This is a genomic window from Streptomyces sp. NPDC088124 (genome assembly GCF_040685895.1).
Classification (GTDB): domain Bacteria; phylum Actinomycetota; class Actinomycetes; order Streptomycetales; family Streptomycetaceae; genus Streptomyces.
In genome coordinates this window covers 194,493-220,209 of the sequence record NZ_JBFBJB010000003.1, presented here as the reverse complement: position 1 = coordinate 220,209, position 25,717 = coordinate 194,493, and the positions used below count along the sequence as shown (strand labels likewise).

The window sequence follows — 25,717 nt, the reverse complement described above, 5'->3', positions numbered from 1 at the left end:
AACACCACTTCAGTCTCCCATCCGTTGCGGACTCTTCACACCATGGCGGAATCGTCACTTCCGCGCCACAGGCACCAAGGAGATCTTGAAGCGGTTCCGCCGGTCGGGCTCAGGGCCGCTTCCAGTCGAAGCACTCATCGGCGGCGGTCGCGTCGGCACCGGTCGTCCCGGTACCGGTCGTCTTGGTACCCAGGCAGATGCGTGCCGAGGCCGCGTTCCCGTCGCCCGCGATGTCCGTGGAGAGATAGCTCTCGGCGGCGCGCGCGTCCTGGACCACGATCCGCTGGGCCTGCCCGCCGGGCACGCTCAACTCCGCGTACTCCCCCACCCGCAGCCCGGTCGTCCGCAGCCACAGGGCGCGGCAGGTCTCGCCGTACCGGAGTTGCAGCCGCTGTCCGCCCGAACCCGTGAAGGTGGACAGGGTCGTCACCATGTCCCCGACCGCGCAGTTCATCGCCCCCGGGTTGAGCCCCACGCAGGCGGCGCCGACGCACTTCGGCGCCACCGGGTTCGCCGTACGCCATTCCGCGGCCACGGGGGGCCGCCCGCCCGCCACTCCGGCCCCCTCGCCGCCGGGCGACCGGGCGACGACCAGCGCGATCGCGCCGACGCCGACCACCGCGGCGCCGGCGAGCAGCCACGCGACGAGGCGCCCGCCCCGTCCGCCACGTCTGCCATACCCGTCGCGCCCGCCACGCTCGTCGCGCCCGCCAACGGGGGCCGTACCCCCGGAGGCCACGCCCGCGGGCACCGTGTCGGCGGAGACCGTGTCGGCGGAGACCGTGTCGGCGCGGCCGCTCCAGGCCGCGTCGGCCAGTTCCCAGAGAGCGAGCAACCGGTCGGCCGGCTCGCGCGCCTGCGCGCACAGCACCGTGACCGCCGTCCTCGGCACAGGCTTCGTACCGTTGAGGTAGCGCTGCCAGGACGACTTGCTGTACGGAGTCCGCGCGGCCAGGGCCGCCAGGCTCAGCCCCGTACGCTCCCGTAACGCGCTCAACTCGGAGGCCAGCCGCGCGCATTCGGCGGCCACCGGGTGACCGACGTTCACCTGCGCAGCTCCCCCCAGGTGTCGGGACCGACGATGCCGTCGCTCACCAGACCGCGCTGCGCCTGGAACTTCCGTACCTCTTCCTTGGTACGGACGCCGTAGAGCCCGTCGATCTCCCCCGGTTCGAAGCCGTGTTTGCGCAGCAGGCACTGCACCTCGACCACGTCGCGGCCGTTCCCGTTGAGATCGACCAGCGCCTCGCGGGTCACGCTGTGACCGGCGTAGGCGGCGCCGTCCTTGCGGTCGTCGGCGCATTCGTACGTACGGCCGGGGGCATACACCACGGCGGCAGGGACGCTCTCCGAGTCTCCGTCGTCCGGCGCGAGCAGCAGCCCGGCGCCGAACGCGGCGGCCATGGCGACGAGTCCGCCGCCGACCGCCCACCACAGCGGAACCACACGCCGGGCCCGGAGCCGGGACCGCGGCTCGCCCGGCTCCTCGGTCTCCGGGGGCGCCGCCGCTTCCGCTGCTGCCGCCTCCGCCGACTCCGCCTCCGCCTCCGTCTTCTCGGCGCGGCCGGCGGAGTCGGCGGTCGCGGGGGCAGTCCCCGGCTCCGCCGCCTCCGTCCGCGCGTTGGCATCCGCGGCCACCTCGTGCAGCACGAGCAGCCGGGTCGGATCCGCTCCGCACGCCCGGGCCAGTTCTTCCACGGCCGCCCTGGGCACCGGCTGCTTCCCGTTGAGATAGCGCTCCCAGGAGGAGCGGCTGTATCCGGTCTTCGCCGCGAGGCCGGTGAGCCCGAGGCCGGACCGGTCCTTGAGCCGCCTTAACTGAATGAGCAGTTGTAAATCCTTCTCCGGTAACTCCGAAGGCAGTTCTTTCCAACGCGGCATGTCCACCTCATGCGTAAGTCGGATGTCCGGGGTACCTCCCCACACCCTCTCCTCCCCATGGCGCCGCCGTCCGACGCGCGGTTCCGTCCGCTGACCCGGACCCACCGTCTTCCGGCCACCTCCGTACTCCTCGCCGGAGGCGCCGGACCGTCCCACACCGTCCCACCGCGTCCCACGGGGAGGTGTATCACCGCAGGTCAGCGTGGCTTCCGTCCCACGAGGGCCCCATTCGCCGGATCGGCCTGGCCGTACCCCGACCTGACACGGAACAGTCTGTGGTGCACACCGGGCGGCGCGGTCCACCCCGCGCCGCCCCTCTACAACAAACGGGGAGAATTCGACCGATGAACATCCGCAAGAACATCGCTCTCGCCAGTGCCGTGGCAGCCTTCAGCGGTCTTGTCGTCGCCGGCCCCGCCACGGGCGCCTTCGCCGCCACGCAGGGCGACCGGGCCCAGGGCGCCGTGAGCCAGGAGGCCCGCGTGCTGGCGGCCTGCCCGAAGGGCGAGTACGCACACAAGGCGCTCCAGAACGGCGTCCGCGGCTGGACGGCGAACTACAGCAGCACCATGACCGCCGTCATCGGCGTGGGCAACACGGGCAACCACGTCACCGAGGCGCAGTGCATGCTCCTCGGCTGGGGCTTCAACCCGAAGGGCGTGGACGGGACCTTCGGCGCCAACACCAAGGCAGCCCTGATCAAGTTCCAGAAGGACCAGAGGATCTCGGCCGACGGCGTCGTCGGCAAGACCACGTGGAGCCGGCTGCGCAACCCCCAGTGATCCGCCTCGTCGCGTGATCGCACCACACACCACGGCGGCCCGTCCTCCTCGGGGGAGAGGACGGACCGCCGTCACGCATTGGCCGTGGCCGTGGCCGTGGTCGTGGTCGTAGCTATGGCTATCGCACGGTGAAGTGCAGGGTGTCCTCCAGGAACGGGATCTCCAGCCACGGCTTCGGCTGCGTCATCAGCGAGAGCAGCACGATCGTCACGCCGAGCAGCCCGTACGTGAGCATGTCTGTGAAGCGCGAGCGCACGGCGAGCATGCCGACGGACGGCAGGACCCGCCGCATGACCGCGCCGCCGATGAGGGCGATACCGATCAGGATCGTGCCGATACGGAACGCCTCGGCGAAGGGGTGCAGACCGACGATCAGCAGCCCGAGGCCGGTCGTCCCGAGCACGCTGAGGAGCGGCCACTGGCGGGCGGGCGCCGGGGCGTCCAGGGGCGCGGCCCGGCCACCGCCCTCGGGCCGCGCGGTGTCGCGGGTGAGCGAGAACCGCCTGCCCGGCTCACCCGCGCCGGAGGTGTCGTCCGTACCGGGCGCGTCGTCCGTACCGGAGGTGTCGTCCGCACCGGAGGAGTCCTCCGCCGCGATCGCCGCCCCTGCGGCCCCTCCGGCCGCGCCGGGGCCTCCGTCCGCGCCGGCTTCACCAGCCCGTTCCGCGACGACGGCGCCCTTTCCCGCCGTACGGGTCCCGGCACCACCGGTGGTATCCGGCTCCGTCTCCGTCTCCGTACCGCCGTCCGCGTCTGACCCCGTACTCGTACTCGTACCTGCACCCGCGCCCGTCCCCGCGTCCCGGCTCGTACCAGCACCCATCACCCGCGCCCCTTTCCGCTCAGGTTCCCGCTCGGGTACGCGCTCAGCCCGCGTCCTTGACCGAGCGTTCCGCCGCCTCGACGACATTGACGAGAAGCTGTGCGCGGGTCATCGGCCCGACGCCGCCCGGGTTGGGCGAGATCCAGGCGGCCACGTCCGCGACGCCCGGGTGCACATCGCCGACGATCTTGCCCTCGCCGTCCCGGCTGACGCCGACGTCGAGAACGACCGCGCCCTCCTTGACGTCCTCCGGGTTGATGATGTGCGGCACACCCGCCGCGGCCACGATGATGTCGGCCTGCTTCAGCAGCGCGGGCAGGTCGCGCGTACCGGTGTGGCACTGCGTGACGGTCGCGTTCTCGGTCTTACGGGTCAGCAGCAGCGGGATCGACCGGCCCACGGTGATGCCGCGCCCCACGACCACGACATGCGCCCCGTTGATCTCGACGCCGTGGTGGCGCAGCAGCTGGATGATGCCGTACGGGGTGCAGGGCAGCGGCCCCGTCTCGTTGAGCACGAGGCGGCCGAGACTCATCGGGTGCAGCCCGTCGGCGTCCTTGACCGGGTCCATCAGCTCCAGCACCCGGTTGGTGTCGATGCCCTTGGGCAGCGGCAGCTGCACGATGTAGCCCGTGCACTCGGGGTTGGCGTTCAGCTCCGCGACGACCGCCTCGATCTCCTCCTGCGTGGCGGTGTCGGGCAGCTCACGCTGGATGGAGGCGATCCCGACCTGCGCGCAGTCGCGGTGCTTGCCGTTGACGTACCAGCGGCTGCCGGGGTCGTCCCCGACCAGCAGGGTTCCGAGACCGGGTGTGACACCCCGCTCCTTGAGGGCCGCCACGCGGACGGTGAGATCGGACTTGATCGCGGCTGCGGTGGCCTTGCCATCGAGAATCTGGGCGCTCATGCCCCCATCCTCGCGGAAGACCCCTCCCCGGTTCCAATCCGTGTCCCTGCCGCGCCCGCCCACCCGAGCACGCGCGCCCGGACGGGCGCCCGCACGGGAGGTTGCACTTGCACAACACCTGAGAAAGGCGACTGGACAAAATCATCCGTTGATAACACGATTGCGTCGCAGTGCGGCCGGCGTCGGGGGGGCAGACCGCTCAGACCGCTCAGTCTTGAGAAGTTCCTCCACGCGGGTCTTTCCGTCCCCGCATCATCCAACGGAGGAACCCTGTCATGAGCTTCGGCGACCCGAACAATCCCTACGGCCCCCAGGGCCAGCAGCCCGGTTACGGGCAGCCGCAGGGTCCGCCGCAGGGCCAGCCGGGGTACGGCTACCCGCAGGGCCAGCCCCAGCAGCCTCCGGGCTACGGCTACCCGGCTCCGCCGCAGGCCCCCATGGGCTACGGCTACCCCGGTGGCCAGATGGAGATGCCCAGTCTGATGAAGACCGCGCGGGTTTTGCTCTTCATCTTCGCCGGTTTCCAGATACTCGCGGGGCTCATCATCGGCGTCGCCCTCGGTCTCCTCAGTGACGCCGCGGGCGACACCACGGGCGCCAACATCGTCGGCGGCATCGGCATCGTCTTCGGCGTCCTGCTGCTCGGCATGGGCGTCCTCTCCATCTTCCTGGGCGTCAAGTTCGCCACCGGCGGCACCGGGATCCGTGTGACGACGATCGTCTACGCCTCGCTCGCGCTCCTCGGCGGCCTGAGCAACCTGGTCACCGGAGGCGGCGGTTCCGCCACCTTCGGCGGGATCATCTCGCTCGCGTGCAGCGGGATCATCCTCGCCTCGATGGTGAACGGCTCGGCTTCCGCGTGGTTCAGCCGCCCGCGCTACTGACGTCCCCTCAGTGCGCCGCTTAGGCATGCCACGAAAAGCAGCGAACCGCCGAAGGCCGCGTTTCCCCGGAAGGGAAGACGCGGCCTTCGGCGTGCCGTGCGACGCGACTCAGTTCACGACTCGGTTCAGTGGAAGAAGTGGCGCGTCCCCGTGAAGTACATCGTCGCGCCCGCCTTCCGCGCCGCCTCGATCGTCTGCTCGTCGCGGACCGAGCCGCCCGGCTGGACCACGGCCCGGACGCCCGCGTCCAGCAGGATCTCCAGACCGTCCGGGAACGGGAAGAACGCGTCGGACGCGGCGTACGCACCGCGCGACCGCTCCTCCCCCGCCCGCTCCACCGCGAGCTTCGCGGAGTCGACACGGTTGACCTGGCCCATGCCGACGCCCACCGACGCCCCGCCCTTGGCCAGCAGGATCGCGTTGGACTTGACCGCGCGGCACGCCTTCCAGGCGAAGGACAGCTCGCGCAGCTCGGTCTCGGAGAGCGGCTCGCCCGTCGCGAGCGTCCAGTTCGCCGGGTCGTCGCCGTCGGCCTGGAGCCGGTCGGTGACCTGGAGCAGCGCGCCGCCGTCGATCGGCTTGACCTCCACCGCGGCGGCCGGGGCCTCGGGGCAGCGCAGCACGCGGATGTTCTTCTTGCGGGCCAGCACCTCGACGGCGCCGTCCTCGTACCCCGGCGCGACGATGACCTCGGTGAAGATCTCCGCGACCTGCTCGGCCATCGCGACGGAGACCGGGCGGTTGACGGCGATCACGCCGCCGAACGCGGAGAGCGGGTCGCAGGCGTGCGCCTTGCGGTGCGCCTCGGCGACATCGTCACCGATGGCGATCCCGCACGGGTTGGCGTGCTTGATGATCGCGACACAGGGCTCGGTGTGGTCGTACGCGGCACGGCGCGCGGCGTCCGTGTCCGTGTAGTTGTTGTACGACATCTCCTTGCCGTGGAGCTGCTCCGCCTCCGCGAGCCCGCCGTCTGCGGCGGTGTAGAGCGCGGCCGGCTGGTGCGGGTTCTCGCCGTAGCGCAGCACGTTCTTGCGCGCGTACGTGGAGCCGAGGAAGTCGGGGAAGCCCGAGTCGTCGGGCGCCGCGTAGTCGTCCGCGAACCAGGAGGCGACGGCCACGTCGTACGCCGCGGTGTGCTGAAACGCCTCGCCCGCGAGCCGCTTACGCGTCGTCAGGTCGAAGCCGCCGCTCCGTACGGCGCCGAGGACGTCCGCGTACCGCTCGGGGCTGGTGACGACCGCGACCGACGGGTGGTTCTTGGCGGCGGCGCGGACCATGGAGGGGCCGCCGATGTCGATCTGCTCGACGCACTCGTCGGGAGTGGCCCCGGAGGCGACCGTCTCGCGGAACGGGTACAAGTTCACGACGACCAGGTCGAACGGCTCGATCTCCAGCTCGGCGAGCTGCTCGCGGTGGGAGTCGAGACGCAGGTCGGCGAGGATTCCGGCGTGGACGCGCGGGTGCAGCGTCTTGACGCGGCCGTCCAGGCACTCGGGGAAGCCGGTCAGCTCCTCGACCTTGGTGACCGGCACGCCGGCGGCGGCGATCCGGCCGGCGGTGGAGCCGGTCGAGACCAGGGTGACGCCGGCGTCGTGCAGACCGCGCGCCAGCTCCTCCAGGCCCGTCTTGTCGTAGACGCTGACCAGTGCGCGCCGGATCGGCCGCTTCGTGCCCTCGGCGGCTGTCCCCGCGGCGGCTGTCCCCGCGGCGGTCGCGGACCCCTGATTATTCACCGACGTATACCTTTCGTCCCTCGATACGACAGCCATGCCGGGCCAGTGTCCCCACGACCTCGACGAGCAGGCGCCGCTCGACTTCCTTGATGCGCTCATGGAGAGCGTCTTCGTCGTCCTCCTCCCGGACCTCGACCACGCCCTGCGCGATGATCGGGCCGGTGTCGACACCGTCGTCGACGAAGTGGACCGTGCAGCCGGTGACCTTCGCCCCGTAGGCGAGCGCGTCCCGTACGCCGTGGGCACCGGGGAAGCTGGGGAGCAGGGCGGGGTGCGTGTTGACGCACCGGCCGCCGAAGCGCGCCAGGAACTCCTTCCCCAGGATCTTCATGAAGCCGGCCGAGACCACGAGGTCCGGCTCGTACGCCGCGGTGGCCTCGGCGAACGCCGCGTCCCACGCCTCGCGCGTCGCGTAGTCCTTCACCCGGTGCACGAAGGTCGGCAGTCCCGCGCGCTCGGCGCGCTCCAGACCGGCGATGGAGTGCCGGTCCGCGCCGACGGCGACGATCCGGGCGCCGAAGCCCTCGGGATCGTCGCCGATGGCGTCGAGCAGTGCCTGGAGATTCGTGCCGGACCCGGAGACCAGGACCACGATCCTGGCCGGGGCGGCGGAGGGCCGGGGGACGGAGGGCGGGGAGGCCACAACGGGCGCCTTTCTGGGAGCGAGCACAGCCTCGCGGGTCGTGCGGCGTTGTACGGACGGCGGCTTGGCGTGGACGTACGGCGTTGTGGGGTCGTACGAACGAGTCACGTTCCCCGATACGGGGAACTCTACGAAGGAGCCGACCGTCAGCAACGATACCGGCACACCGAGCGGCCCCCACGGGACGGGGGCTCGGCCGGGAGGTAGCGTCTGGGGACAGGGTTCGTCTCCGGGACGGGCCCGTACAGGACAAGACCCCCGCGTGATGGGTCTGAGGGGAAGACGTTCACCACATGCAGGACCGACGCCGCCGCACGGCACTCCACATCCCGCCGCCCTCCGGGCCGGTGCTGCTGCCGCGGGAACGCCAGTCCTCCTCCACCGGCTCGTCCGGCGCCACCGGCTCCGGCTCCGGCTCCACGGGACCGTCGTCGGGACCCCAGGAGCCGGAGGGATCTTCCGGTACGTCGGGGACGCGCGGCGGATCCGGGTCCGGGGCGGGCGGCTCCGCCGACGACAATCCGTTCGCGCCGCCGCCCGAGGACCGGCCCGACCAGCCCTGGCAGCCCCGGCGCCCCGAGAACGGCGAAGGGCAGGACGGCGGTTCCGGTCGCGGTGGCTGGGGCAGCCAGTGGAGCAGCCGCCAGCCGGGCCGCTCCTCGGGAGGCTTCGGCAGCCGCGCCGGCGGCCAGGGCGGCAACGGACCGTACGGGCAGAACGGGCCGGACGGTCCGGCCAACGGCCAGGACGGCCCAGGGACCGGGCAGGGCGTCGGCCCGCGCTGGGACCCGACGGACCCGGCCCAGCGCCGCGCCCGTTACGCCCTGCTCGGCGGGTTGTGGGCCTTCTTCTTCGCCCTGTTCGACCTCCCCGAGATCGCCCTTCTCCTCGGCTCTCTCGCGGTCTACTGGGGCGCCAGCTCCCTGCGCGCCAAGTCCAGGAAGCCGGCGGACGGCACCGCCGCGTCCGGCGCCGGACAGCCGTCCCTGACGGGACAGCCGGCGCCGTCGGGACAGCTGAGCCAGCCCGGCCAGGCCGCCCGGCCAGGCCAGATCTCGACCAGGCCCCAGACCACGGCCGCGGTGAGCGGTCTGCTGGCGGCCGGGCTCGCGCTGACGATCGTGGCGACGACCTTCGCGGTCCAGCTCGTCTACCGCGACTACTACACCTGCGTGAACGACGCGCTGACGAAGACGGGCCAGCTCTCCTGCAACGAGCTGCTGCCGCGCTCCCTGGAGCCGGTCTTCGGCGTCAAGGAGTAGGCCGCCGGACCCCACCGGCCGTACCTACCGCGCCCCGGACGGCGGTTCCACCGGGGGCGGCTGCGGTACGGCCGGGTCACGCGGCTCCGGAGGCTGCGGTACGGCGGGGAAGTCGGCCAGCGGGTCTCTTCCCGACGCCTCCTTGAACGCGGCCCACCGGGCCTCCCGCGCACCCCGCTCGTGCCAGGCGTCAGCCGCCAGGAAGTCGTACGGCTCCTCGTCCGGGTCGACGACCCCCGCTTTCGCGCCCGCCGGCCGAAGGTCCAGGGCGTCAAGGACATTCGGGTCACCGCCCGCCCCTGGCACGTTCCCGGACCCGCTCCCGGACCCGGGAGGTACGGCGTCCGCGCGACCTGCCGCCATGGCCTCCCCCGGGCCACTGCGCAGCCCCAGCCACCACAGCGGCGCCCGCCACCACGCCGGAAGCGCCGGCTCGGCGACGGCGGCGCCCACCGCCGTTCCCTCCTTCTTCCCTGCCTTCTTCCCCGCCTTCTCCCACGCCCTCTCCCACGCCTTCTTCCCCGCCTTCTTCCCCGCCCTCTTCGCCTCCTGTCCCGCGCTCTTCTCAGCGCGCCGCGCCGCCCGTCGCTCCGCTCTGCTCATCCGCTCCGCGTCCGGCGCGCCCTTCACCCGCCACGTCCGCAGCCGCCAGGCCCTGAGCAGCAGCGCGACCGGTACGCCGAGGCCCACCGTCCACACCAGTGCGGCGCCGCCGGTCAGCCACCACGCCGGGCCGAAGGAAGCCAGCCGCCCGTTCCCCAGCGGCCCGCCCGCCAGCGCCGCCAGGAGCGCCATCAGCGCCGCGCACACCGCGCCGCCGAGGGCCGCCCCCAGCGCCGTGTCGCGCGCGCTCCACGCCTCCTCCCGTACGGCGAAGGGCGGCACGGCCACCCGGAGCGTGAACCAGGCGACCGCCACCCCGGCGACGGCGGGCACCGCCGCCACGGCCCAGTTCAGCGCCGTGGCCGGACCCTCCGGCACGGCCGCGAGGAGCGGGAAGGAGGGCAGCGCGGGGCTGCCCAGCACCCCGAACGGGGTGACCGTCGCACCCGTACCGAGTACGAAGCCGGGGCCCAGCGCGTACGCCGCTCCCCAGATCGCGGCGTTGGGCACCAGCGTCACCCCCAGCAGCAACAGACCGCACCGCCCGGACCAGTCACCGGCGAGCTGCTCGAAGGACGCGTGCGCCGCGCCGCCGTGCCAGCCGAGCGAGATCCCGGCGAGCAGCGCGCCACCGCCCGCCAGCAGCAGGGCGCCCGCCGCGCCGGAACGCAGGGCGGCCCGGGTCCTGGTGCGCGCCAGCGCCGTACGTACCGGTCCGGGCAGCCACAGCGGCAGCGGCCCGCGCGGGCGTCCGCTCGCCGTCCACGCCCCGGCGGTCGCGGCCAGGAGGGTCACGACGGGCAGACCGAGCAGCGCGCGCAGCGGATGCACGGTGAGCGGGCCGCCCGCCACGTAGAGCATGACGACGCCGCCGACCAGCAGATATCCACAGCTCACCGTGGCCACGGCACCGAGCGCGGTGAGCTGTGGACGCCCCTCTTCCGGTTCGAGCGTGTCCCGTGCCGCGCGGTGGATCAGCCAGACGGGCAGAGCGACGAGCAGCAGCGGCACGACACCGAGCGGCGCGGGCCCGCCGGAGAGCGTCTCGGGGCGTACCAGCTCGATGCAGTGGGCCAGCAGCCAGAGCCCTGCCGCCACATGGAGGGCAGAATCCGCTCCGCCGTCCGGGTACGGGGAGGCGATCCACATCACGGTCAGGAGCACGGCGAGCATGCCGAGGCCGAGGCCCGCGGCGATGGCCCCGCGGAGGAAAGAGGCGGTCAGCGCGGCGGCCCGACCGCGGTCGACGGCCGAGGCCGAGGACAACGGTGTGCCGCGATCGGTCAATTGGGTCACAACGCCATGTTGCCCACGACACGCTCTTTATCTGTGCAACAGGCGAATATTCGCCATGTCGCCCAATATGCGCTTATGTGTCTTTTCTCCCATCACTGCGCCGTAGGGAGCCCTTCATGACCCGGAACACCACACAGAACACCCCGCAGCCGACCTCAGCCGACGCTCCCGACGCTCCCGGCACTCCCGGCGCGGCGCTCCCCTCGCCGGAGGAGCGGCGCCGGCTGCGCGAGGCGAAGGCGATGACCGAGAAGCAGGCGGCGGCGACGGTGGGGGTCACCCGGGCGACGCTCAGGAACTGGGAGACCGGCCGAAAGACGCCGCGCGGGCGCAAGGGGGAGGCCTACGCGAGGCTGCTGGCGGGCATCGCGGCCGAGCTGCGGCTGGCGGAGGAGCGGGCACGGCGCACGGAGAGGGCCGCGGCACGGGCGGCGCAGGAGCGGTCGGCGGCGCGGCAGCGCCATCACAGCACCGCGCCCAAGCCCGCGACCGCGCCCAAGCCCGAGCCCGAGCCCGCCTCCGCGCCCAAGCCCGCGACCGCGCCCAAGCCCGAGCCCGAGCCCGCCTCCGCGTCCGCGTCCGCGTCCGCACCGAATCCCGGTCCCGCGTCACCGTCGCAGTCCGCGCCCGCCTCGCCGCCCGACTCGCCGACTGACTCCCCGTCTGTCTCTCCATCCGACTCTCCGACCGTCTCTCCATCTGCCTCCGCGTCCGAGTCCGCATCTGACCGCGCGCCCGGGCCCGCGGTGGAGCCCGGTGTCGTCCCCGTCGCCTTCAGCGGTGCCGCCGTCGCGTCACTCGCGCCCGACCAGGCGTTCGACGCGCTGTACACCTGCTCCGCGCCCGCCCTCGTACGGCAGACGTATCTGCTCACCGGACGGCGCGCCCTCTCCCAGGAGTCCGTCGAGCGCGCCTTCCACTGCGCGTGGGAGAGCTGGCCCCGGGTCGCGGTCGACCGGGACCCGGTGGGCTGGGTGCGGGCCGCGGCGCACGAGTACGCGATGTCGCCCTGGCGTCGGCTGCGCCGCGCGCACCGCCGCCCCGACCCGGTCCATGGTGAGCAGGAGCACGAGGGGGCCGACAGCCGGGCGCTGCGCGAGGCGCTGCTGGCGCTGCCGCCGTCGTACCGCCGGGCGCTGCTGCTCTACGACGGGCTCGGGCTCGACCTGCCGGAGACCGCCGCCGAGACGGAGGCCAGCACCCCGGCCACGGCGCACCGGCTGATGCGCGCTCGCAAGGCCGTCGCGGCGCGGGTGCCGGAGCTGACCGACGCCGAGTCGCTGCACGAGCGGCTGAGCGCGCTCGTCCGCGCGGTGACGTCCGCGGAGATCGCGTCGGCGAAGGCCGTACGGAAAGGCAGCGAGCGGCGGGCGACGATCTGGACGCGGGCGGCGATCGCCTTCACCGTGCTGATCATCGGGGCGACGAGTTTCACCCTGGCCACCGCTCCCCGGCAGTACGAGCCACGGCAGGCGCCGGGCGAGCGGGTCGGCGGCGTTCCCGTGCCGGGCGGTCCCGAACGGCTCAGCCCCGAGGACCTGCGGCTGCGCGACGCGCTCCGCACGGCGCCGGCGACCGGCCCGTACCGCCTCGTACCCGTGGCACGCTGACCCGCGTCGCGCGCCGCCCCACCGCACGCGCGTGGGCCCGCACCCGGAGGGGGTGCGGGCCCACGCGCGTGTGGTCCGTACGTCCGTACGGAAGGCGACGGATCAGCCGGCGAGGATGGCGCGCGCGAGCACGGCCGTCTCGGTCGGCGTCTTGCCGACCTTCACACCGGCGGCCTCCAGGGCCTCCTTCTTCGCCTGGGCCGTGCCGGAGGAGCCGGAGACGATGGCGCCGGCGTGGCCCATGGTCTTGCCCTCGGGCGCGGTGAAGCCCGCGACGTAGCCGACGACCGGCTTGGTGACGTTCTTCGCGATGAAGTCGGCCGCGCGCTCCTCGGCGTCGCCGCCGATCTCGCCGATCATCACGATGAGGTCGGTCTCGGGGTCGGCCTCGAACGCGGCGAGCGCGTCGATGTGCGTCGTACCGATGACCGGGTCGCCACCGATGCCGACGGCGGAGGAGAAGCCGATGTCGCGCAGCTCGTACATCATCTGGTAGGTCAGCGTGCCGGACTTGGACACGAGACCGATGCGGCCGGGCTTGGTGATGTCGCCCGGGATGATGCCGGCGTTGGACTGGCCGGGGGTGATCAGGCCCGGGCAGTTCGGGCCGATGATCCGGGTCTTGTTGCCCTTGCTGCCCGCGTACGCCCAGAAGGCGGCGGAGTCGTGGACCGCGATGCCCTCGGTGATCACGACGGCCAGGCCGATCTCGGCGTCGATCGCCTCGATGACGGCGGCCTTGGCGAAGGCCGGCGGCACGAAGACGACGGAGACGTCGGCACCGGTCTTCTCCATGGCCTCGGCCACGGAGCCGAAGACGGGGACCTCGGTGCCGTCGAAGTCGACGGACGTGCCGGCCTTGCGCGGGTTGACACCGCCGACGATGTTGGTGCCGTCGGCGAGCATGAGCTTGGTGTGCTTCATGCCGGTGGCGCCGGTCATGCCTTGGACGATGACCTTGCTTTCCTTGGTCAGGAAAATAGCCATGGTTGTGGTTTCCCTCGTCCCTTACTTGGCCGCGGCCAGCTCGGCGGCCTTGTCGGCCGCGCCGTCCATGGTGTCCACGCGCTGCACGAGCGGGTGGTTGGCGTCGGAAAGGATCTTGCGACCCAGCTCCGCGTTGTTGCCGTCGAGCCGCACGACCAGCGGCTTCGTGACGTCCTCGCCCTTGGTCTTCAGCAGTTCGAGAGCCTGGACGATGCCGTTGGCGACCTCGTCGCACGCGGTGATGCCACCGAAGACGTTGACGAACACGGACTTGACGTCCGGGTCGCCGAGGATGATCTCCAGGCCGTTCGCCATGACCTCGGCGGACGCGCCGCCGCCGATGTCGAGGAAGTTGGCGGGCTTCACGCCACCGTGGTTCTCACCGGCGTACGCGACGACGTCGAGGGTCGACATGACCAGACCCGCGCCGTTGCCGATGATGCCGACCTCGCCGTCGAGCTTGACGTAGTTGAGGTTCTTGGCCTTGGCGGCGGCTTCGAGGGGGTTGGCCGCGGCCTTGTCCTCAAGCGCCTCGTGCTCGGGCTGGCGGAAGTCCGCGTTCTCGTCGAGCGAGACCTTGCCGTCGAGCGCGATGATCTTGCCGTCGCCGGACTTGATCAGCGGGTTGACCTCGACAAGGAGGGCGTCCTCCTTGATGAAGACGGTCCACAGCTTCTGCAGGACGTCGGCGACCTGGTCGGCGATCTCGGCCGGGAACTTCGCGGCGGCGACGATCTCGGCGGCCTTCTCGGGCGTGCAGCCCTCGTTGGCGTCGACCGGGATCTTGGCGAGCGCGTCGGGGTTCTCCTCGGCGACGACCTCGATCTCCACGCCGCCCTCGACGGAGGCCATCGCGAGGAAGGTGCGGTTGGTGCGGTCCAGCAGGAAGGAGACGTAGTACTCCTCCGCGATGTCCGCGGTCTGGGCCAGCATCACCTTGTGGACCGTGTGGCCCTTGATGTCCATGCCCAGAATCTGACCGGCCTTCTCGACGGCGTCGGCCGCGTCGGAGGCCAGCTTCACGCCGCCCGCCTTGCCGCGTCCGCCGACCTTGACCTGCGCCTTGACGACGGCCTTGCCGCCGAGACGCTCGGTCACCTCACGGGCGGCCTCGGGCGTCTCGATGACTTCACCGGCCAGCACCGGTACACCGTGCTTGGCGAAGAGGTCCCTCGCCTGGTACTCGAACAGGTCCACGCGTGTCCGTCCCTTGTCTTTTTAACCGCAGCCTGGTGATCGCGGGTTCGTTGTCTGCGTGGGCGTGCCGCGAAGGGCAACGTGACTGCGCTGTCACTGAGGAAGGCGTACGCGGTGTCCGCTACGCGGCATGTCCGCCTCGCAGGTTATCCCCGTGGGACGTGGGTCCCTAAATCGCAGATCACAGATGAGCGGTGATACCTGTCACAGAGCGGTGATACCCGTCACACAGGGCACGGCTAACCCGAACGGCTGTCTCAGCGCCGAGGCGGTTCGCCGTCCGGTATGGGGAGAGGACGCTTCTCGATCGCCGCGGCCATCACCTCCGGGAAGAGGTCGGGTGTGCAGGCGAAGGCGGGAGCGTCCAGCGCGGCGAGCGCCGCCGCGTGCTCGCGGTCGTACGCCGGCGCCCCCTCGTCCGAGAGCGCGAGCAGCGCCACGAACTGCACGCCCGACGCCTTCATCGCGGCGACCCTCTTGAGCATCTCGTCGCGTATCCCGCCCTCGTAGAGGTCGCTGATCAGGACGACGACGGTGTCGGCGGGGCGGGTGATCCGCGACTGGCAGTAGGCGAGCGCGCGGTTGATGTCCGTGCCCCCGCCGAGCTGGGTGCCGAACAGGACGTCCACCGGGTCGTCGAGCTGGTCGGTAAGGTCGACGACCGCCGTGTCGAAGACGACGAGACGGGTGTCGAGGGAGCGCATCGACGCCAGGACCGCCCCGAAGACGGAGGCGTAGACGACGGAGGCGGCCATCGACCCGGACTGGTCGATGCAGAGCACGACGTCCTTCTTCACCGACTGCGCCGCCCTGCCGTACCCGATCAGCCGCTCGGGCACGATCGTGCCCTGCTCCGGGAGGTAGTTCTTCAGGTTCGCCCGGATCGTACGGTCCCAGTCGATGTCCCGGTGGGGCGGCCGGCTGATCCGCGCGGAGCGGTCGAGCGCGCCGGTGAGAGTGGCCCTGGTGCGGGTGGCGAGCCGCTTCTCGATGTCCTGGACCACCTTGCGGACCACGGCGCGCGCGGTCTCCTTGGTCGTCTCCGGCATCGCCTTGTTGAGCGAGAGCAGGGTGCCGACGAGATGGACGTCCGCCTCGACGGCCTCCAGCATCTCCGGTTCGAGCAGCAGCGTGGCGAGCCCGAGCCGGTCGATGGCGTCGCGCTGCATGATCTGGACGACGGATGTGGGGAAGTACGTACGGATGTCGCCGAGCCAGCGGGCGACGGAGGGCGCGGAGCCGCCCAGCCCGGCGGACCGGCCCCCGCCGCCCGTTCCGTTCCTGCCGCCGCCCCGGCCGCCGTACAGCGCGGTCAGGGCGCCGTCCATCGCCGCGTCCCGGCCGGCGAGCGCGTGCCCCGTGCCGTCGGCGGCGTCCCCGCCGAGCACCATCCGCCAGCGGCGCAGCCGCTCCTCGGCGGCCGGCCCGTCCGTCACCGCGCTCGTGGCCGTGCCGGTGGCCGGGTCCGTGTGCGTGGCCGCCTGCGGGGCCCTGCCCGTGTCCGTGGTCATGAGTCCGCCCCCACCAGGTCGTTGTCGTTGCGGTCGGCGCCCAGCAGCAGCCGGAGCACCGGCAGTACGGCGTCGGCGCGGGCCGTGTCGAGCCCCGGGCCGAAGCCCGGCGCGGTGGCCTCGGCCGCCGTCGGTCCCGGGGCGGCCGGGCCGCGCCGCACCAGCTCGCCCAGGGTGCGGCGGATGCCCGGTTCGTACGCCGAGAAGGTGCGGCGCAGCAGCGGCAGCACATCGGTGAAGGCCTCCGGCGCGACACCGGTCAGCCAGGCGTCGACCAGGCCGAGGAGGCGTTCGTCGTGGATCAGCAGCATGCCGCCGCCGGAGCCCGCCCCCGGCGATGTGCCTCTCCGGGACGCGCCGCCCACGAAGCCCTCGACCCAGGCGGCGGCGTCGGCGGGCGGGGTGCCGGGCGACAGGGCGAGCCCCATCAGCCGGGCGGCCTCGTCCTCCGCGAGGCGTCCGTCGTCCAGCAGCAGCCGGGCGGCCCGCCCCCGGATCTCGCCGGGCACACTGTCCCGCCCCGCGAGCTTGGCCAGCACCGCCTCCCACCGCCCGCCGAGGTCCCCGTACCCGGACTCCCCGCCCGCGGAGCCCTCGTGCCCGGCGTTCCCGCCCCCGGGGCCCCTGTCCCTGGAGCCCTCGCCCCCGGAATGCCCTTCGGATCGGCGGGGGCCCGTCCGCAGGAGGCCGATCGCCGTATGGACGCTGTCGAGGTGGCCGCGCATCTCCGCGGCGCCGTCCGCGTCGAGCGCCGTGCACGCGGGCGGCAGGCCGACGCAGATCCGCTCCGCGAGGCCGGCCGCGACCTCACCGAGCGCGGCGGTGTCGGTGGACCGTACGTCGCCGTACCGCAGCGATCTGGCCAGCGCGGGCAGCGCCTCGGCGAGCCGGCCGATGTCGGCGTCGAGCGCGGCGCGGTCGGCGAGGGCCCGCATCACCACCGGCAGGGCGTCGGGCAGCGCGGCGAGCAGGCAGCGCTCCGCGAGAGCCGTGACCTCGGTGAGCGTGGTCGCCGACCGGGCCCGCGACACGGCCTTGGCGGTGGCGGCGGCGAGCACGGTCGTGCCCCAGATCCCCGCTTCCGCGACCCGTACGTACAGCTCGGGCTCCCAGCTCAGCCGCCAGGTCTCCCGGAAGGTCCCGGTGCTCCCGCGTCCCGCGGTCGCCTCGCCCCAGCCGATGTCCAGCAGCGCCAGCCGGTGCAGCAGGGTGCTCTTCGCCGTGTCGGTCTCCTTGCGGAGGTCGAGGTCCAGCTCGCGCTCCGACGCCTCCGGCTTGAGCCGCAGGGAACGCTGGAGCCGGGTGAGGTCGCGCTGCAGCGGTACGGCGGGCGCCGTGTCGGGGACCTCACCGAGCAGATCGCCGACGATCAGCCGGTCCCGGATCAGGCCGAGCGGCACCTCGGACCCCTCGCACATGACGGCCTGTACGGCGTCGACGGTCTCCGTGAGCCCGGCCAGCGGCCGGCCGCGCAGCACGGCGAGGGTCCCCGCGAGCCGTACCGCCTCGATGACATGGGCGGAGGAGACGGCGTGGTCCTCCTCCCGCAGCAGCCCGGCGACCTTGGTGAGCCAGCGCTCGACGGGCCGGTCGGGTGCGCTGAAGAGGTGTCCGTACCAGCCGGGTGAGTCGATGCCCGCGCCGTAGCCGCTGTGGCGGGCGAGCCTGCGGTGGGTCCAGGGCACCCAGGTGAGGTCGGTTCTGACCTTGGGCAGGCCCTTGAGCAGCGCGCGGTCGGCGGCGAGGGTGGTCTTCGCGCGCAGTGCAGGTACGTGCCAGGCGCCGCAGACGACGGCGACCGCTCCGTCACCGAACTCCTTGCGGGCCGCGCGGAGCTGGATCCGCATATGGGCCTCGCGGACGAGATCCCGCGGGTGTCCGCCGGAGCCGTACTCCTCACGCAGCGCGCCCATGGCCTCCGCGACCGCCTCGAACGGTGCGAAGGGGTCCTCCGCGAGGCCGGAGGCGCGGTGCTCGACCACGTCCTCCCACCAGCGCTCGGGGTCGTCGTACCCGGCGGTCCTGGCCAGCACGGCGAGCGGGTCGATCCGGGCGCCTTCCGCCCCCTCATCCGCCGTTTCGGTGTCGCCGCCCTCCGCCACCCCGGTCCGGCCGCCCTCCGCCGCGCCGGTCCCGGCCGGCTCGGCGTCCGGTTCGGCGTCCGGTTCGGTGGTGAGCGCGAGCGAGTGGGCGGCCGGCAGGTCGATGAACCTGACCGGCACGTCGTGCGCGAGCGCCCAGCGGATCGCGACCCACTCGGGGGAGAACTCCGCCAGCGGCCAGAACGCGGCGCGCCCCGGGTCGTCCACGGCGTGCGCGAGGAGCGCGACGGGTGGCCGCATCGCCTCGTCGGCGGCGAGCGGCAGCAACGCGTCGCCCTCGGGCGGTCCTTCGATCAGTACGGCGCCCGGCTCCGCCGCGTCGAGCGCGCTCCGTACCGCCCGCGCGGACCCGGGCCCGTGGTGCCGGACCCCGAGCAGCAGCGGCCCCGCGGGGCGCGGCGTGGCCGTGGTCACGCGCTCACCTCTCGGCAGGCGCGGTAGAAGTCCTTCCAGCCGTCGCGCTCGCGGACGACCGTCTCCACGTACTCCTGCCAGATCACCCGGTCCGCCGCCGGGTCGCGGACCACCGCGCCCAGGATCCCGGCCGCCACGTCGCCCGGTCGCAGCACCCCGTCGCCGAAGTGCGCGGCGAGGGCGAGGCCGTTGGTGACGACCGAGATCGCCTCGGCCGTGGAAAGCGTCCCCGAGGGGGACTTGAGCTTCGTACGGCCGTCGGTGGTGACGCCGTCCCGCAGTTCCCGGAAGACCGTGACGACCCGCCTGATCTCCTGGATGCCCTCGGCACCGTCCGGCAGTTCGAGCGAGCGGCCCATCTCGCCGACGCGCCGGGAGACGATGTCGACCTCGGCCTCGGGGGTGGCGGGCAGCGGCAGGACGACCGTGTTGAACCGGCGGCGCAGCGCGCTGGAGAGGTCGTTGACCCCGCGGTCGCGGTCGTTGGCCGTGGCGATCAGGTTGAAGCCGCGGACGGCCTGCACCTCCTCTCCCAGCTCCGGGATCGGGAGCGTCTTCTCGGACAGGATCGTGATGAGCGAGTCCTGTACATCGGCGGGGATCCGGGTCAGCTCCTCGACCCGCGCCGTCATGCCGTCGGACATGGCACGCATGACCGGACTGGGCACCAGCGCGGCACGGCTGGGGCCGTTGGCGAGGAGCTGGGCGTAGTTCCAGCCGTAGCGGATCGCCTCCTCGGGCGTCCCCGCCGTGCCCTGCACCAGCAGGGTGGAGTCACCGCTGACGGCCGCCGCGAGGTGTTCGGAGACCCAGGTCTTGGCGGTGCCCGGCACGCCGAGGAGGAGCAGGGCGCGATCGGTGGCGAGTGTGGTGACCGCGACCTCGACGATCCGGCGCGGCCCCACGTACTTCGGGGTGATCACGGTGCCGTCCGGCAGCGCCCCGCCGAGGAGATAGGTGGCCACGGCCCACGGCGAGAGCCGCCAGCGGGCGGGCCGCGGCCGGTCGTCGGCCGCGGCCAGGGCCGCCAGTTCGTGGGCGAACGCGTCCTCCGCGTGCGGGCGCAGGGCCTGGTCGCCGGTGGTCCCGGCCGTCGTCGAGGTGGTTTCGGGCATGGTCATGGATCCCCCTCCAGATCGGTCGACCTGTTGTGGATCCCACGGTGCACCACGCCACTGACAATCGACCGTCCGCGCAGGTCAGATCCGGTCCGAGCCGATCGAGCCGGTCCCGCGCCGGGCCGGGCCGCTCCGGGACCGTACGGGCCGACGCACCGGCGCCACGACGGAAGGTGCCCCGCGCCCACCGGAGGAGATCCGGCGGACGCGGGGCGGTGATCCTGCGACGGGCGGGCGCGTCACCCGGTGATCGGGGAGACCGCGACGCAGCCGCCGGCGGCGGCCTTGCCCGCGTCGGTCTCCTCCTTGATGACCTCGCCCTTGTAAAGGATCTTGCAGGTGACCTCGGCGTCGGCGCCCAGCGCGATCGGCATGACGGCGGGCGGCATGATGCCGCGGAGCGTCACCGTCTTCTTCCACGGCAGCGTGGGCTTCTCGACCGTCTCGATCTTCGGATCCATGGCGTCGCCCCCGCCGCCGTGGAAGTCGATCGTGTCGATGTTCTTGCCCGTCACCTCGTAGGTGACCTCGTAGGTCTCGTTGACGGCCTTGTCGACCTCGTCGGTCACCGCCTTGTCGACCCGCTCGGCGGTCTCGGAGCAGGCACCGAGGCCCAACGCGAGACCGGTGACGGCGAGGGTCGTGAGGGCGGCGCGGACGGTACGGCTGGTGCGGACGGTTCTTCTGGTACGGGCGGTGCGGTCCATCGGTGGTTTCCCCCCTGGTCGTGGTGCTGAAGCTCTTTCGAGCATAGCAAAACCGACACAACATCAGATGCCGGAGAACTCAACGAATCCGCAGGTCAGAGTGATTGTCAGTGGGGCCGCCTAACGTCGTGGACATGAATCAGACGGGGGTGCGCTGGACGTCGGAACAAGTGCTCGCGCTGGCTTCTGACGACGCGTCACGCAGGGCGGGCAACAAGCTCGGCACGGCGGGGCCGTGGTCGGAGACGGGGTGCGACGCCACGGGCGCCGTGTGGGGGCTGTGCAGGGGCAGCGGCAGCAAGCCGTACCGAACGGTGGTGGACACGACGGGCCCGGCCTGCACGTGCTCCTGCCCGAGCCGGAAGTTCCCGTGCAAGCACGCGCTGGGTTTGCTGCTGCTCTGGGCGGCGGACGGACAGAGCGTGGCGGAGAGCGCGCAGGCGCCCGGCTGGGCCGGGGAGTGGCTCGACGGGCGCCGGAAGCGGCTGTCGGAGAAAGCGGCGGGCGCGGCGGAGAAGACGGCGGGCGGGGCGGCGAGGACGGCCGATCCGGAGGCCGCCCGGCGCCGGGCCGAGCGCAGGGCCGCCCGGATCACCTCGGGCGCCACGGAGTTGGAGCAGCGGCTGACGGACCTGCTGCGCGGCGGCCTCGCCTCGGCGGAGCAGGCGGGTTACGGACTGTGGGAGGAGACGGCGGCGCGCATGGTCGACGCACAGGCACCGGGGCTGGCGGGCCGGGTGCGGGAGTTGGGGGCGATACCGGGTTCGGGTCCCGGCTGGCCGGTGCGGCTGCTGGAGGAGTCCGCGCTGCTGCATCTGCTGGACACGGCGTGGCTGGGGCTCGACCGGCTGCCGGAACCGCTGGCGGCGACGGTCCGCACCAGGGTCGGCCTCCCGTCGCCCGCCGGGGGCCCGCCGGTCCGGGACCACTGGCTGGTCCTCGCGCAGTACGACACGTCGGACGGCAAGCTCGTCACCCGCCGGATCCGGCTGTACGGGCGGGACTCGGGGCGCTCGGCGGTGCTGCTCTCCTTCGGCGCGGCGGGCCGCGCACCGGAACTGGCGCTGCCGGTGGGGGTGATGATCGACGCCGAGATCGTTCCGCACCCGGGCGCCGGGCAGTTGCGGGCCGACTGGGGTGAGCGGTTCGCCGCCCCGGTCCCGATGGAGGAGCCGCCGCCGGGTGGCTCCGTGACGGCGGCGATCGAGGCGTACGGCGCCGCGCTGCGCGCCGATCCCTGGCTGGAGGCGTGCCCGGTGACGCTCCGCGACGTCGTCCCGGTGCCCGGGGCGGGCGGCGGCTGGCAACTGGCCGACGCCGACGGCGGTTCCGCGCTGCCGGTCGCGCCGGTCTCGCTCGGCCACCCCGGGCTGTGGAAGCTGGCCGCGCTCTCCGGCGGCGACCCGGTCACGGTGTTCGGCGAATGCGGCCACCGCGGCTTCCGGCCCCTCACCGCCTGGTCGGCGGAGACACCGGGGACGGTCCCGCTCACCTGAACTCGCGCACACACCCGGGGACCTGATGCGACGTACGGACGGAGTACATCCTGATGACCAGCAAGCCCAGCACGTCCAACTCGCCCAGCACGTCCAGCACGTCCAGCACGCCCGACAGGCACGCCACCCACAGCACCCACGAAACCCACGAGATGCCCGGCGCGCACGACATGCCCGGCGCGCACGACACGAATGACACGCACGTCACCCAGGACACGACGGCACGGACCCTCACGAACGCCGCGGGGAGCGGGGCGTCCTGGGAGTCCTCCTGGGAGGGGCTCGTCACCTCGGCGCTGCTCGGCACCGACCGCCGTACTCCGCCCGCGGAGGTCCTCGCCGCCGGCCGGGACGCCCCGGTCGCCCTGCTGGACGCCGCCGCGCTGCACACCGTACGGCGCAGGGCGGGGCTGCGGCCGGCGCCCGCCGCCGAGCCCCCGGCGCCCGCGGCCCACGACGGCCGCGCGCGCCTGCCCGAGGCGGCCGGGCGGCGGCTCGGGCAGCTGCTGGCCGACCGGGCGGCGCCCACGAGCGGCGGGGGCCGTCGCGGTACGGCACCCGACCTCACGGAGCTGCTGCCGCAGTGGCTCGCCGCGGCCAACGCGCGCGGCTACGCGGCCCCCGCCCCGGTACTGCCCGCCCTGCTGGACGCGGCCCGCGCGCGCACCGATCTGCGGCCGCAGGCGCTGGCCTTCGCCGGGCCCCGCGGGCTCTGGCTCGCGCGGCTCAACCCGGAGTGGAAGTTCGCGCTGCGCGGGACCTCCGGCGGCGCCGTGCTGCCCGCGGCCGAGGATGAGGAGGGGACACGACGGCTGTGGGAGGAGGGCCTGTTCGCCGAGCGGGTCGCCCTGCTCTCCACCGTACGGGCCAGGGACGCGGAGGCGGCGCGGGCGCTGCTCGCCTCGACCTGGCCGACCGAGCGCGCCGAGGACCGGCTGATGTTCCTCGACTCCCTGCGCGACGGGCTCTCCGAGGCCGATGAGCCCTTCCTCGAACAGGCGTTGTCGGACCGCAGCCGCACGGTGCGCTCCACCGCCGCCGAACTGCTCTCGGCGCTGCCAGGATCCGCCCTCGCGGGCCGGATGGCGGCCCGCGCGGCGACCTGCGTCAGCATGGACCGCACCGGCGGCGGACAGGTCATCGCGGTCGAGGCGCCGCACGAGTGCGACGCGGACATGCAGCGCGACGGGGTGATCCCCGCGCCGCCCGGCGGCCGGGGCGAACGGTCATGGTGGCTGGGGCAGTTGGTGGAGGCCGCCCCGCTCTCCGGCTGGCCGGCCAGGCTCGGCGGCCGGACCCCCGAGGAGATCGTCGCCCTGCCCGTCCTGGACGACTGGGCGGACGAGTTGCACGCCGCGTGGTGCCGGGCGGCCGTACGGCAGGGGGACGCGCGCTGGTCGGCCGCGCTGCTGGGGCCGCCCGCGACCCCGCCCGACACCGGCCCCGGCGCGACCTCGCTCGCCGAGCGCGCGAAGCTGCTCGCCACGCTGCCCGAGACGGAACGGGCCGGCTGGGTGGCCGCGTTCATCGACGCGCACGGCCTGCCGGAGGCGTTCCAGTTGCTCGGCTGCTGCGCCGTGCCCTGGTCGGGCGCGCTCGGCCGGGCGGTCGTGGACGCGCTCGACATCGCCAGGGACGCGGGCAGTTACCCCTGGAGCTTCAGCGGCGTCATGGGCCTCGCCGAACGGTGCCTGGACCCGGTGGAGGTGAACCGGCTGGAACTGCTCACGGCGACCCCGGACGAACCGGAGGGCGCGTCACCGGGCGCGGGCGGCTACTGGTCGGAGGCGTTCCAGCGCCTGGTGTCCACCCTGCGCCTGCGCGCCCTGATGCTCGCCGAACTGGAACCGCGAATACCGGAGCCACCGAACACCCGCCCCGGTACGGGGCCGGAACACCTGGGGCCACCGGACCCTGCTCCCTGATCCGGCCCGATCCACACGACGGGCCCGCAACAGGCCACGACAGGCCCACCACGGACCCTGGCGGCAAAGGGGACGTGGAACTGGGCGCGGAACCCGTCACGCCCCTGCGGGCTGACGGATATTGGCCTCGACCCAGGAGACGATCGACGACGTCGTCGCCCCCGGGGTGAAGATCTCCGCGACACCCTTCTCCTTCAGCGGGGCGATGTCCGCGTCCGGGATGATGCCGCCGCCGAAGACCTTGATGTCGGCCGCCTCCCGCTCCTTCAGCAGCTCGATCACCTTGGCGAAGAGCGTGTTGTGCGCGCCGGAGAGGATGGACAGGCCGATCGCGTCGGCATCCTCCTGGATCGCGGTGTCCACGATCTGCTCGGGCGTCTGGTGGAGCCCCGTGTAGATGACCTCCATCCCCGCGTCCCGCAGGGCCCTGGCGATCACCTTGGCCCCACGGTCGTGCCCGTCGAGTCCCGGCTTGGCGACCACCACACGGATCGGACCTGTCACACCCATCACTGCCTCCACCTACCGACTTGCGCTGTCATTGGCACGGGCCCCCGCGCCCGCCAGGGCCCGGAGTAGTGAACGAACGTTATCCACAGCATCCCGCAACCAGCTGTTTCACGGAGGTCGCCGAGGGGGAAATCACACATGGGACATGTTCGCTTTGCGCCGTTCCGTCACCACCCGGCCCACTCGGCCGGGCGGGAACGACCGCAAGGGGAGCCGCGGACGGAGCCGTCACGACCCAACGGCTCCCGACATGTCGCCGTGGCGCCCCATGAGGGCATACGGGAGACAGAGCCGCCTCCCGTGTGCCGTTCGGAGGTCGGCCATGAACCCCTTTCTGCGCCAGGTGAGCCGCGTACGCACGGCCGGCTCGGCCGCCCTCCCCCTGCGCGTCACCGCCCCCCTGCGGGCCGGCGCGCTCGATCTGGCGATCTTCACCGGGCACCTCCTGCTCTATCCGGCCGGAATCATCCAGGAGCGCCGCGCCGCCCCCCTGCCGCCAGAGGCCTCCCCGCTGCCCACCGAGGGCCGCGCACACCCGCCCGTGGTGCTGCTGCACGGCTTCGTGGACAACCGGTCCGTCTTCGTCCTGCTGCGCCGCTCCCTCGCCCGGCACGGCTGGCACCATCTCGTCTCCCTCAACTACTCACCGCTGACCTGCGACATCCGTACGGCCGCCGAGCTGCTGGAGCGCCACATCGAGGAGATCTGCGCCCGCACCGGCCACCGTCGGGTCGATGTGGTCGGGCACAGCCTGGGCGGCCTGATCGCCCGGTATTACGTACAGCGCCTGGGCGGTGACCGTCGGATACGTACGCTGATCACGCTGGGCACACCGCACGAGGGCACCACGGCCGTGCCGCTCGCCGACGCCCATCCCGTCGTACGGCAGATGCGCCCCGGATCGCCCGTCATCGAGGAGCTGCGGCTGCCCGCGCCCGGCTGCCGCACACGGTTCGTGAGCTTCTGGAGCGATACCGACCCGCTGATGGCGCCCGTCTCCACGGCAAGAATGGAACACCCGGACCTTCTCGTGGAGAACGTGCTGGTGAGCGGCGTCGGTCATCTCGCCCTGCCGGTCCACCCGGGGGTCGCCGCGGGGATCCGGCACGCGCTCGGCGGCTCCGGCTCCGGTTCCGGTTCCGGCGAGGGCTCCGAACCGGCGCCGCCGGAGGGCGGATCCGGCTCCGCTTCCGTCGCCTGAACTCCGCGCCCGACATCCCGTCCCGAGGGGCGCGCACGAGCCTCGCACTCGAACACGTTTCGAACATATGGCCAAGCCTGCGCCCACAGTTCGCCGAAACACGGCCGAATGCCCGTTTCCGC

The 25,717-nt window shown here is 73.0% G+C and carries 21 protein-coding genes; 7 read left to right on the top strand and 14 right to left on the bottom strand.

What is annotated here, in order from left to right:
* Positions 1 to 109 precede the first annotated feature (109 nt).
* Together AB0P17_RS03715 and AB0P17_RS03710 are read right to left on the bottom strand one after the other, a co-directional pair.
* The gene (locus tag AB0P17_RS03715; RefSeq protein ID WP_365807247.1) at positions 110 to 1,048 is read right to left on the bottom strand and encodes a helix-turn-helix domain-containing protein; all 939 of its coding nucleotides are present in this window, start codon (positions 1,046 to 1,048) and stop codon (positions 110 to 112) included.
* Entirely contained in the window at positions 1,045 to 1,881 is an 837-nt protein-coding gene (locus AB0P17_RS03710) for a helix-turn-helix domain-containing protein (protein WP_365807245.1), read from the bottom strand. The genes AB0P17_RS03715 and AB0P17_RS03710 overlap by 4 nt, the downstream gene beginning before the upstream one ends.
* A gap of 344 nt (positions 1,882 to 2,225) precedes the next feature.
* Between AB0P17_RS03710 and AB0P17_RS03705 the strand changes: the two genes are divergently transcribed.
* Complete coding sequence (locus tag AB0P17_RS03705) at positions 2,226 to 2,663, top strand: peptidoglycan-binding domain-containing protein (RefSeq protein ID WP_365807243.1); 438 nt, start codon at positions 2,226 to 2,228, stop codon at positions 2,661 to 2,663.
* Between the two features lie 118 nt (positions 2,664 to 2,781).
* Here the strand turns inward: AB0P17_RS03705 and AB0P17_RS03700 are convergent, their stop codons facing one another.
* Together AB0P17_RS03700 and AB0P17_RS03695 are read right to left on the bottom strand one after the other, a co-directional pair.
* Complete coding sequence (locus AB0P17_RS03700) at positions 2,782 to 3,486, bottom strand: DUF3017 domain-containing protein (RefSeq protein ID WP_365807241.1); 705 nt, start codon at positions 3,484 to 3,486, stop codon at positions 2,782 to 2,784.
* 43 nt (positions 3,487 to 3,529) lie between these two features.
* The gene (locus AB0P17_RS03695; RefSeq protein ID WP_365807239.1) at positions 3,530 to 4,393 is read right to left on the bottom strand and encodes a bifunctional methylenetetrahydrofolate dehydrogenase/methenyltetrahydrofolate cyclohydrolase; all 864 of its coding nucleotides are present in this window, start codon (positions 4,391 to 4,393) and stop codon (positions 3,530 to 3,532) included.
* A gap of 275 nt (positions 4,394 to 4,668) precedes the next feature.
* On the opposite strand from AB0P17_RS03695, the gene AB0P17_RS03690 reads away from it, so the two are divergent.
* The gene (locus tag AB0P17_RS03690; RefSeq protein ID WP_365807237.1) at positions 4,669 to 5,277 is read left to right on the top strand and encodes a hypothetical protein; all 609 of its coding nucleotides are present in this window, start codon (positions 4,669 to 4,671) and stop codon (positions 5,275 to 5,277) included.
* Positions 5,278 to 5,402: 125 nt separating this feature from the next.
* Here the strand turns inward: AB0P17_RS03690 and purH are convergent, their stop codons facing one another.
* Together purH and purN are read right to left on the bottom strand one after the other, a co-directional pair.
* On the bottom strand, positions 5,403 to 7,013 hold the full coding sequence (purH, locus tag AB0P17_RS03685) for a bifunctional phosphoribosylaminoimidazolecarboxamide formyltransferase/IMP cyclohydrolase (protein ID WP_365807235.1): 1,611 nt from the start codon (positions 7,011 to 7,013) through the stop codon (positions 5,403 to 5,405).
* On the bottom strand, positions 7,006 to 7,656 hold the full coding sequence (purN, locus tag AB0P17_RS03680; RefSeq protein WP_365807233.1) for a phosphoribosylglycinamide formyltransferase: 651 nt from the start codon (positions 7,654 to 7,656) through the stop codon (positions 7,006 to 7,008). The genes purH and purN overlap by 8 nt, the downstream gene beginning before the upstream one ends.
* Before the next feature lie 293 nt (positions 7,657 to 7,949).
* On the opposite strand from purN, the gene AB0P17_RS03675 reads away from it, so the two are divergent.
* Positions 7,950 to 8,918 (top strand): hypothetical protein, encoded by a 969-nt coding sequence (locus AB0P17_RS03675; RefSeq protein ID WP_365807231.1) that lies wholly within the window; start codon positions 7,950 to 7,952, stop codon positions 8,916 to 8,918.
* A 24-nt stretch (positions 8,919 to 8,942) separates the two neighbouring features.
* Here the strand turns inward: AB0P17_RS03675 and AB0P17_RS03670 are convergent, their stop codons facing one another.
* Positions 8,943 to 10,817: a DUF6350 family protein gene (locus tag AB0P17_RS03670; protein WP_365807229.1), complete on the bottom strand. Its 1,875-nt coding sequence runs from the start codon at positions 10,815 to 10,817 to the stop codon at positions 8,943 to 8,945.
* 116 nt (positions 10,818 to 10,933) lie between these two features.
* Between AB0P17_RS03670 and AB0P17_RS03665 the strand changes: the two genes are divergently transcribed.
* Positions 10,934 to 12,427 carry a sigma factor-like helix-turn-helix DNA-binding protein gene (locus AB0P17_RS03665; protein WP_365807227.1) on the top strand — a complete coding sequence of 498 codons (1,494 nt, stop codon included), beginning with the start codon at positions 10,934 to 10,936 and terminating at the stop codon, positions 12,425 to 12,427.
* A 102-nt stretch (positions 12,428 to 12,529) separates the two neighbouring features.
* Here the strand turns inward: AB0P17_RS03665 and sucD are convergent, their stop codons facing one another.
* From sucD to AB0P17_RS03635, 6 genes are all read right to left on the bottom strand, one after another.
* Positions 12,530 to 13,414 carry a succinate--CoA ligase subunit alpha gene (gene sucD / locus AB0P17_RS03660; RefSeq protein WP_365807225.1) on the bottom strand — a complete coding sequence of 295 codons (885 nt, stop codon included), beginning with the start codon at positions 13,412 to 13,414 and terminating at the stop codon, positions 12,530 to 12,532.
* A gap of 21 nt (positions 13,415 to 13,435) precedes the next feature.
* Positions 13,436 to 14,611 (bottom strand): ADP-forming succinate--CoA ligase subunit beta, encoded by a 1,176-nt coding sequence (sucC, locus tag AB0P17_RS03655; RefSeq protein WP_365807222.1) that lies wholly within the window; start codon positions 14,609 to 14,611, stop codon positions 13,436 to 13,438.
* A 257-nt stretch (positions 14,612 to 14,868) separates the two neighbouring features.
* A complete protein-coding gene (locus AB0P17_RS03650; protein ID WP_365807336.1) occupies positions 14,869 to 16,002 on the bottom strand; it encodes a VWA domain-containing protein in 1,134 nt (377 codons plus the stop codon).
* Between the two features lie 116 nt (positions 16,003 to 16,118).
* Positions 16,119 to 18,638, bottom strand: coding sequence for a DUF5682 family protein (locus AB0P17_RS03645; protein WP_365807220.1), 2,520 nt, complete (start codon positions 18,636 to 18,638; stop codon positions 16,119 to 16,121).
* Complete coding sequence (locus AB0P17_RS03640; RefSeq protein ID WP_365807218.1) at positions 18,635 to 19,759, bottom strand: AAA family ATPase; 1,125 nt, start codon at positions 19,757 to 19,759, stop codon at positions 18,635 to 18,637. Before AB0P17_RS03640 ends, AB0P17_RS03645 begins: the two co-directional genes overlap by 4 nt.
* Before the next feature lie 236 nt (positions 19,760 to 19,995).
* Positions 19,996 to 20,463 (bottom strand): MmpS family transport accessory protein, encoded by a 468-nt coding sequence (locus AB0P17_RS03635; RefSeq protein WP_365807216.1) that lies wholly within the window; start codon positions 20,461 to 20,463, stop codon positions 19,996 to 19,998.
* 134 nt (positions 20,464 to 20,597) lie between these two features.
* On the opposite strand from AB0P17_RS03635, the gene AB0P17_RS03630 reads away from it, so the two are divergent.
* Positions 20,598 to 21,959 (top strand): SWIM zinc finger family protein, encoded by a 1,362-nt coding sequence (locus tag AB0P17_RS03630; protein ID WP_365807214.1) that lies wholly within the window; start codon positions 20,598 to 20,600, stop codon positions 21,957 to 21,959.
* 53 nt (positions 21,960 to 22,012) lie between these two features.
* Entirely contained in the window at positions 22,013 to 23,884 is a 1,872-nt protein-coding gene (locus AB0P17_RS03625) for a DUF5691 domain-containing protein (protein WP_365807212.1), read from the top strand.
* Between the two features lie 96 nt (positions 23,885 to 23,980).
* On the opposite strand, the gene AB0P17_RS03620 is transcribed toward AB0P17_RS03625, so the two are convergent.
* Complete coding sequence (locus tag AB0P17_RS03620) at positions 23,981 to 24,394, bottom strand: cobalamin B12-binding domain-containing protein (RefSeq protein ID WP_365807210.1); 414 nt, start codon at positions 24,392 to 24,394, stop codon at positions 23,981 to 23,983.
* Between the two features lie 322 nt (positions 24,395 to 24,716).
* Between AB0P17_RS03620 and AB0P17_RS03615 the strand changes: the two genes are divergently transcribed.
* Positions 24,717 to 25,595: an alpha/beta fold hydrolase gene (locus AB0P17_RS03615; protein ID WP_365807208.1), complete on the top strand. Its 879-nt coding sequence runs from the start codon at positions 24,717 to 24,719 to the stop codon at positions 25,593 to 25,595.
* Positions 25,596 to 25,717 lie beyond the last annotated feature (122 nt).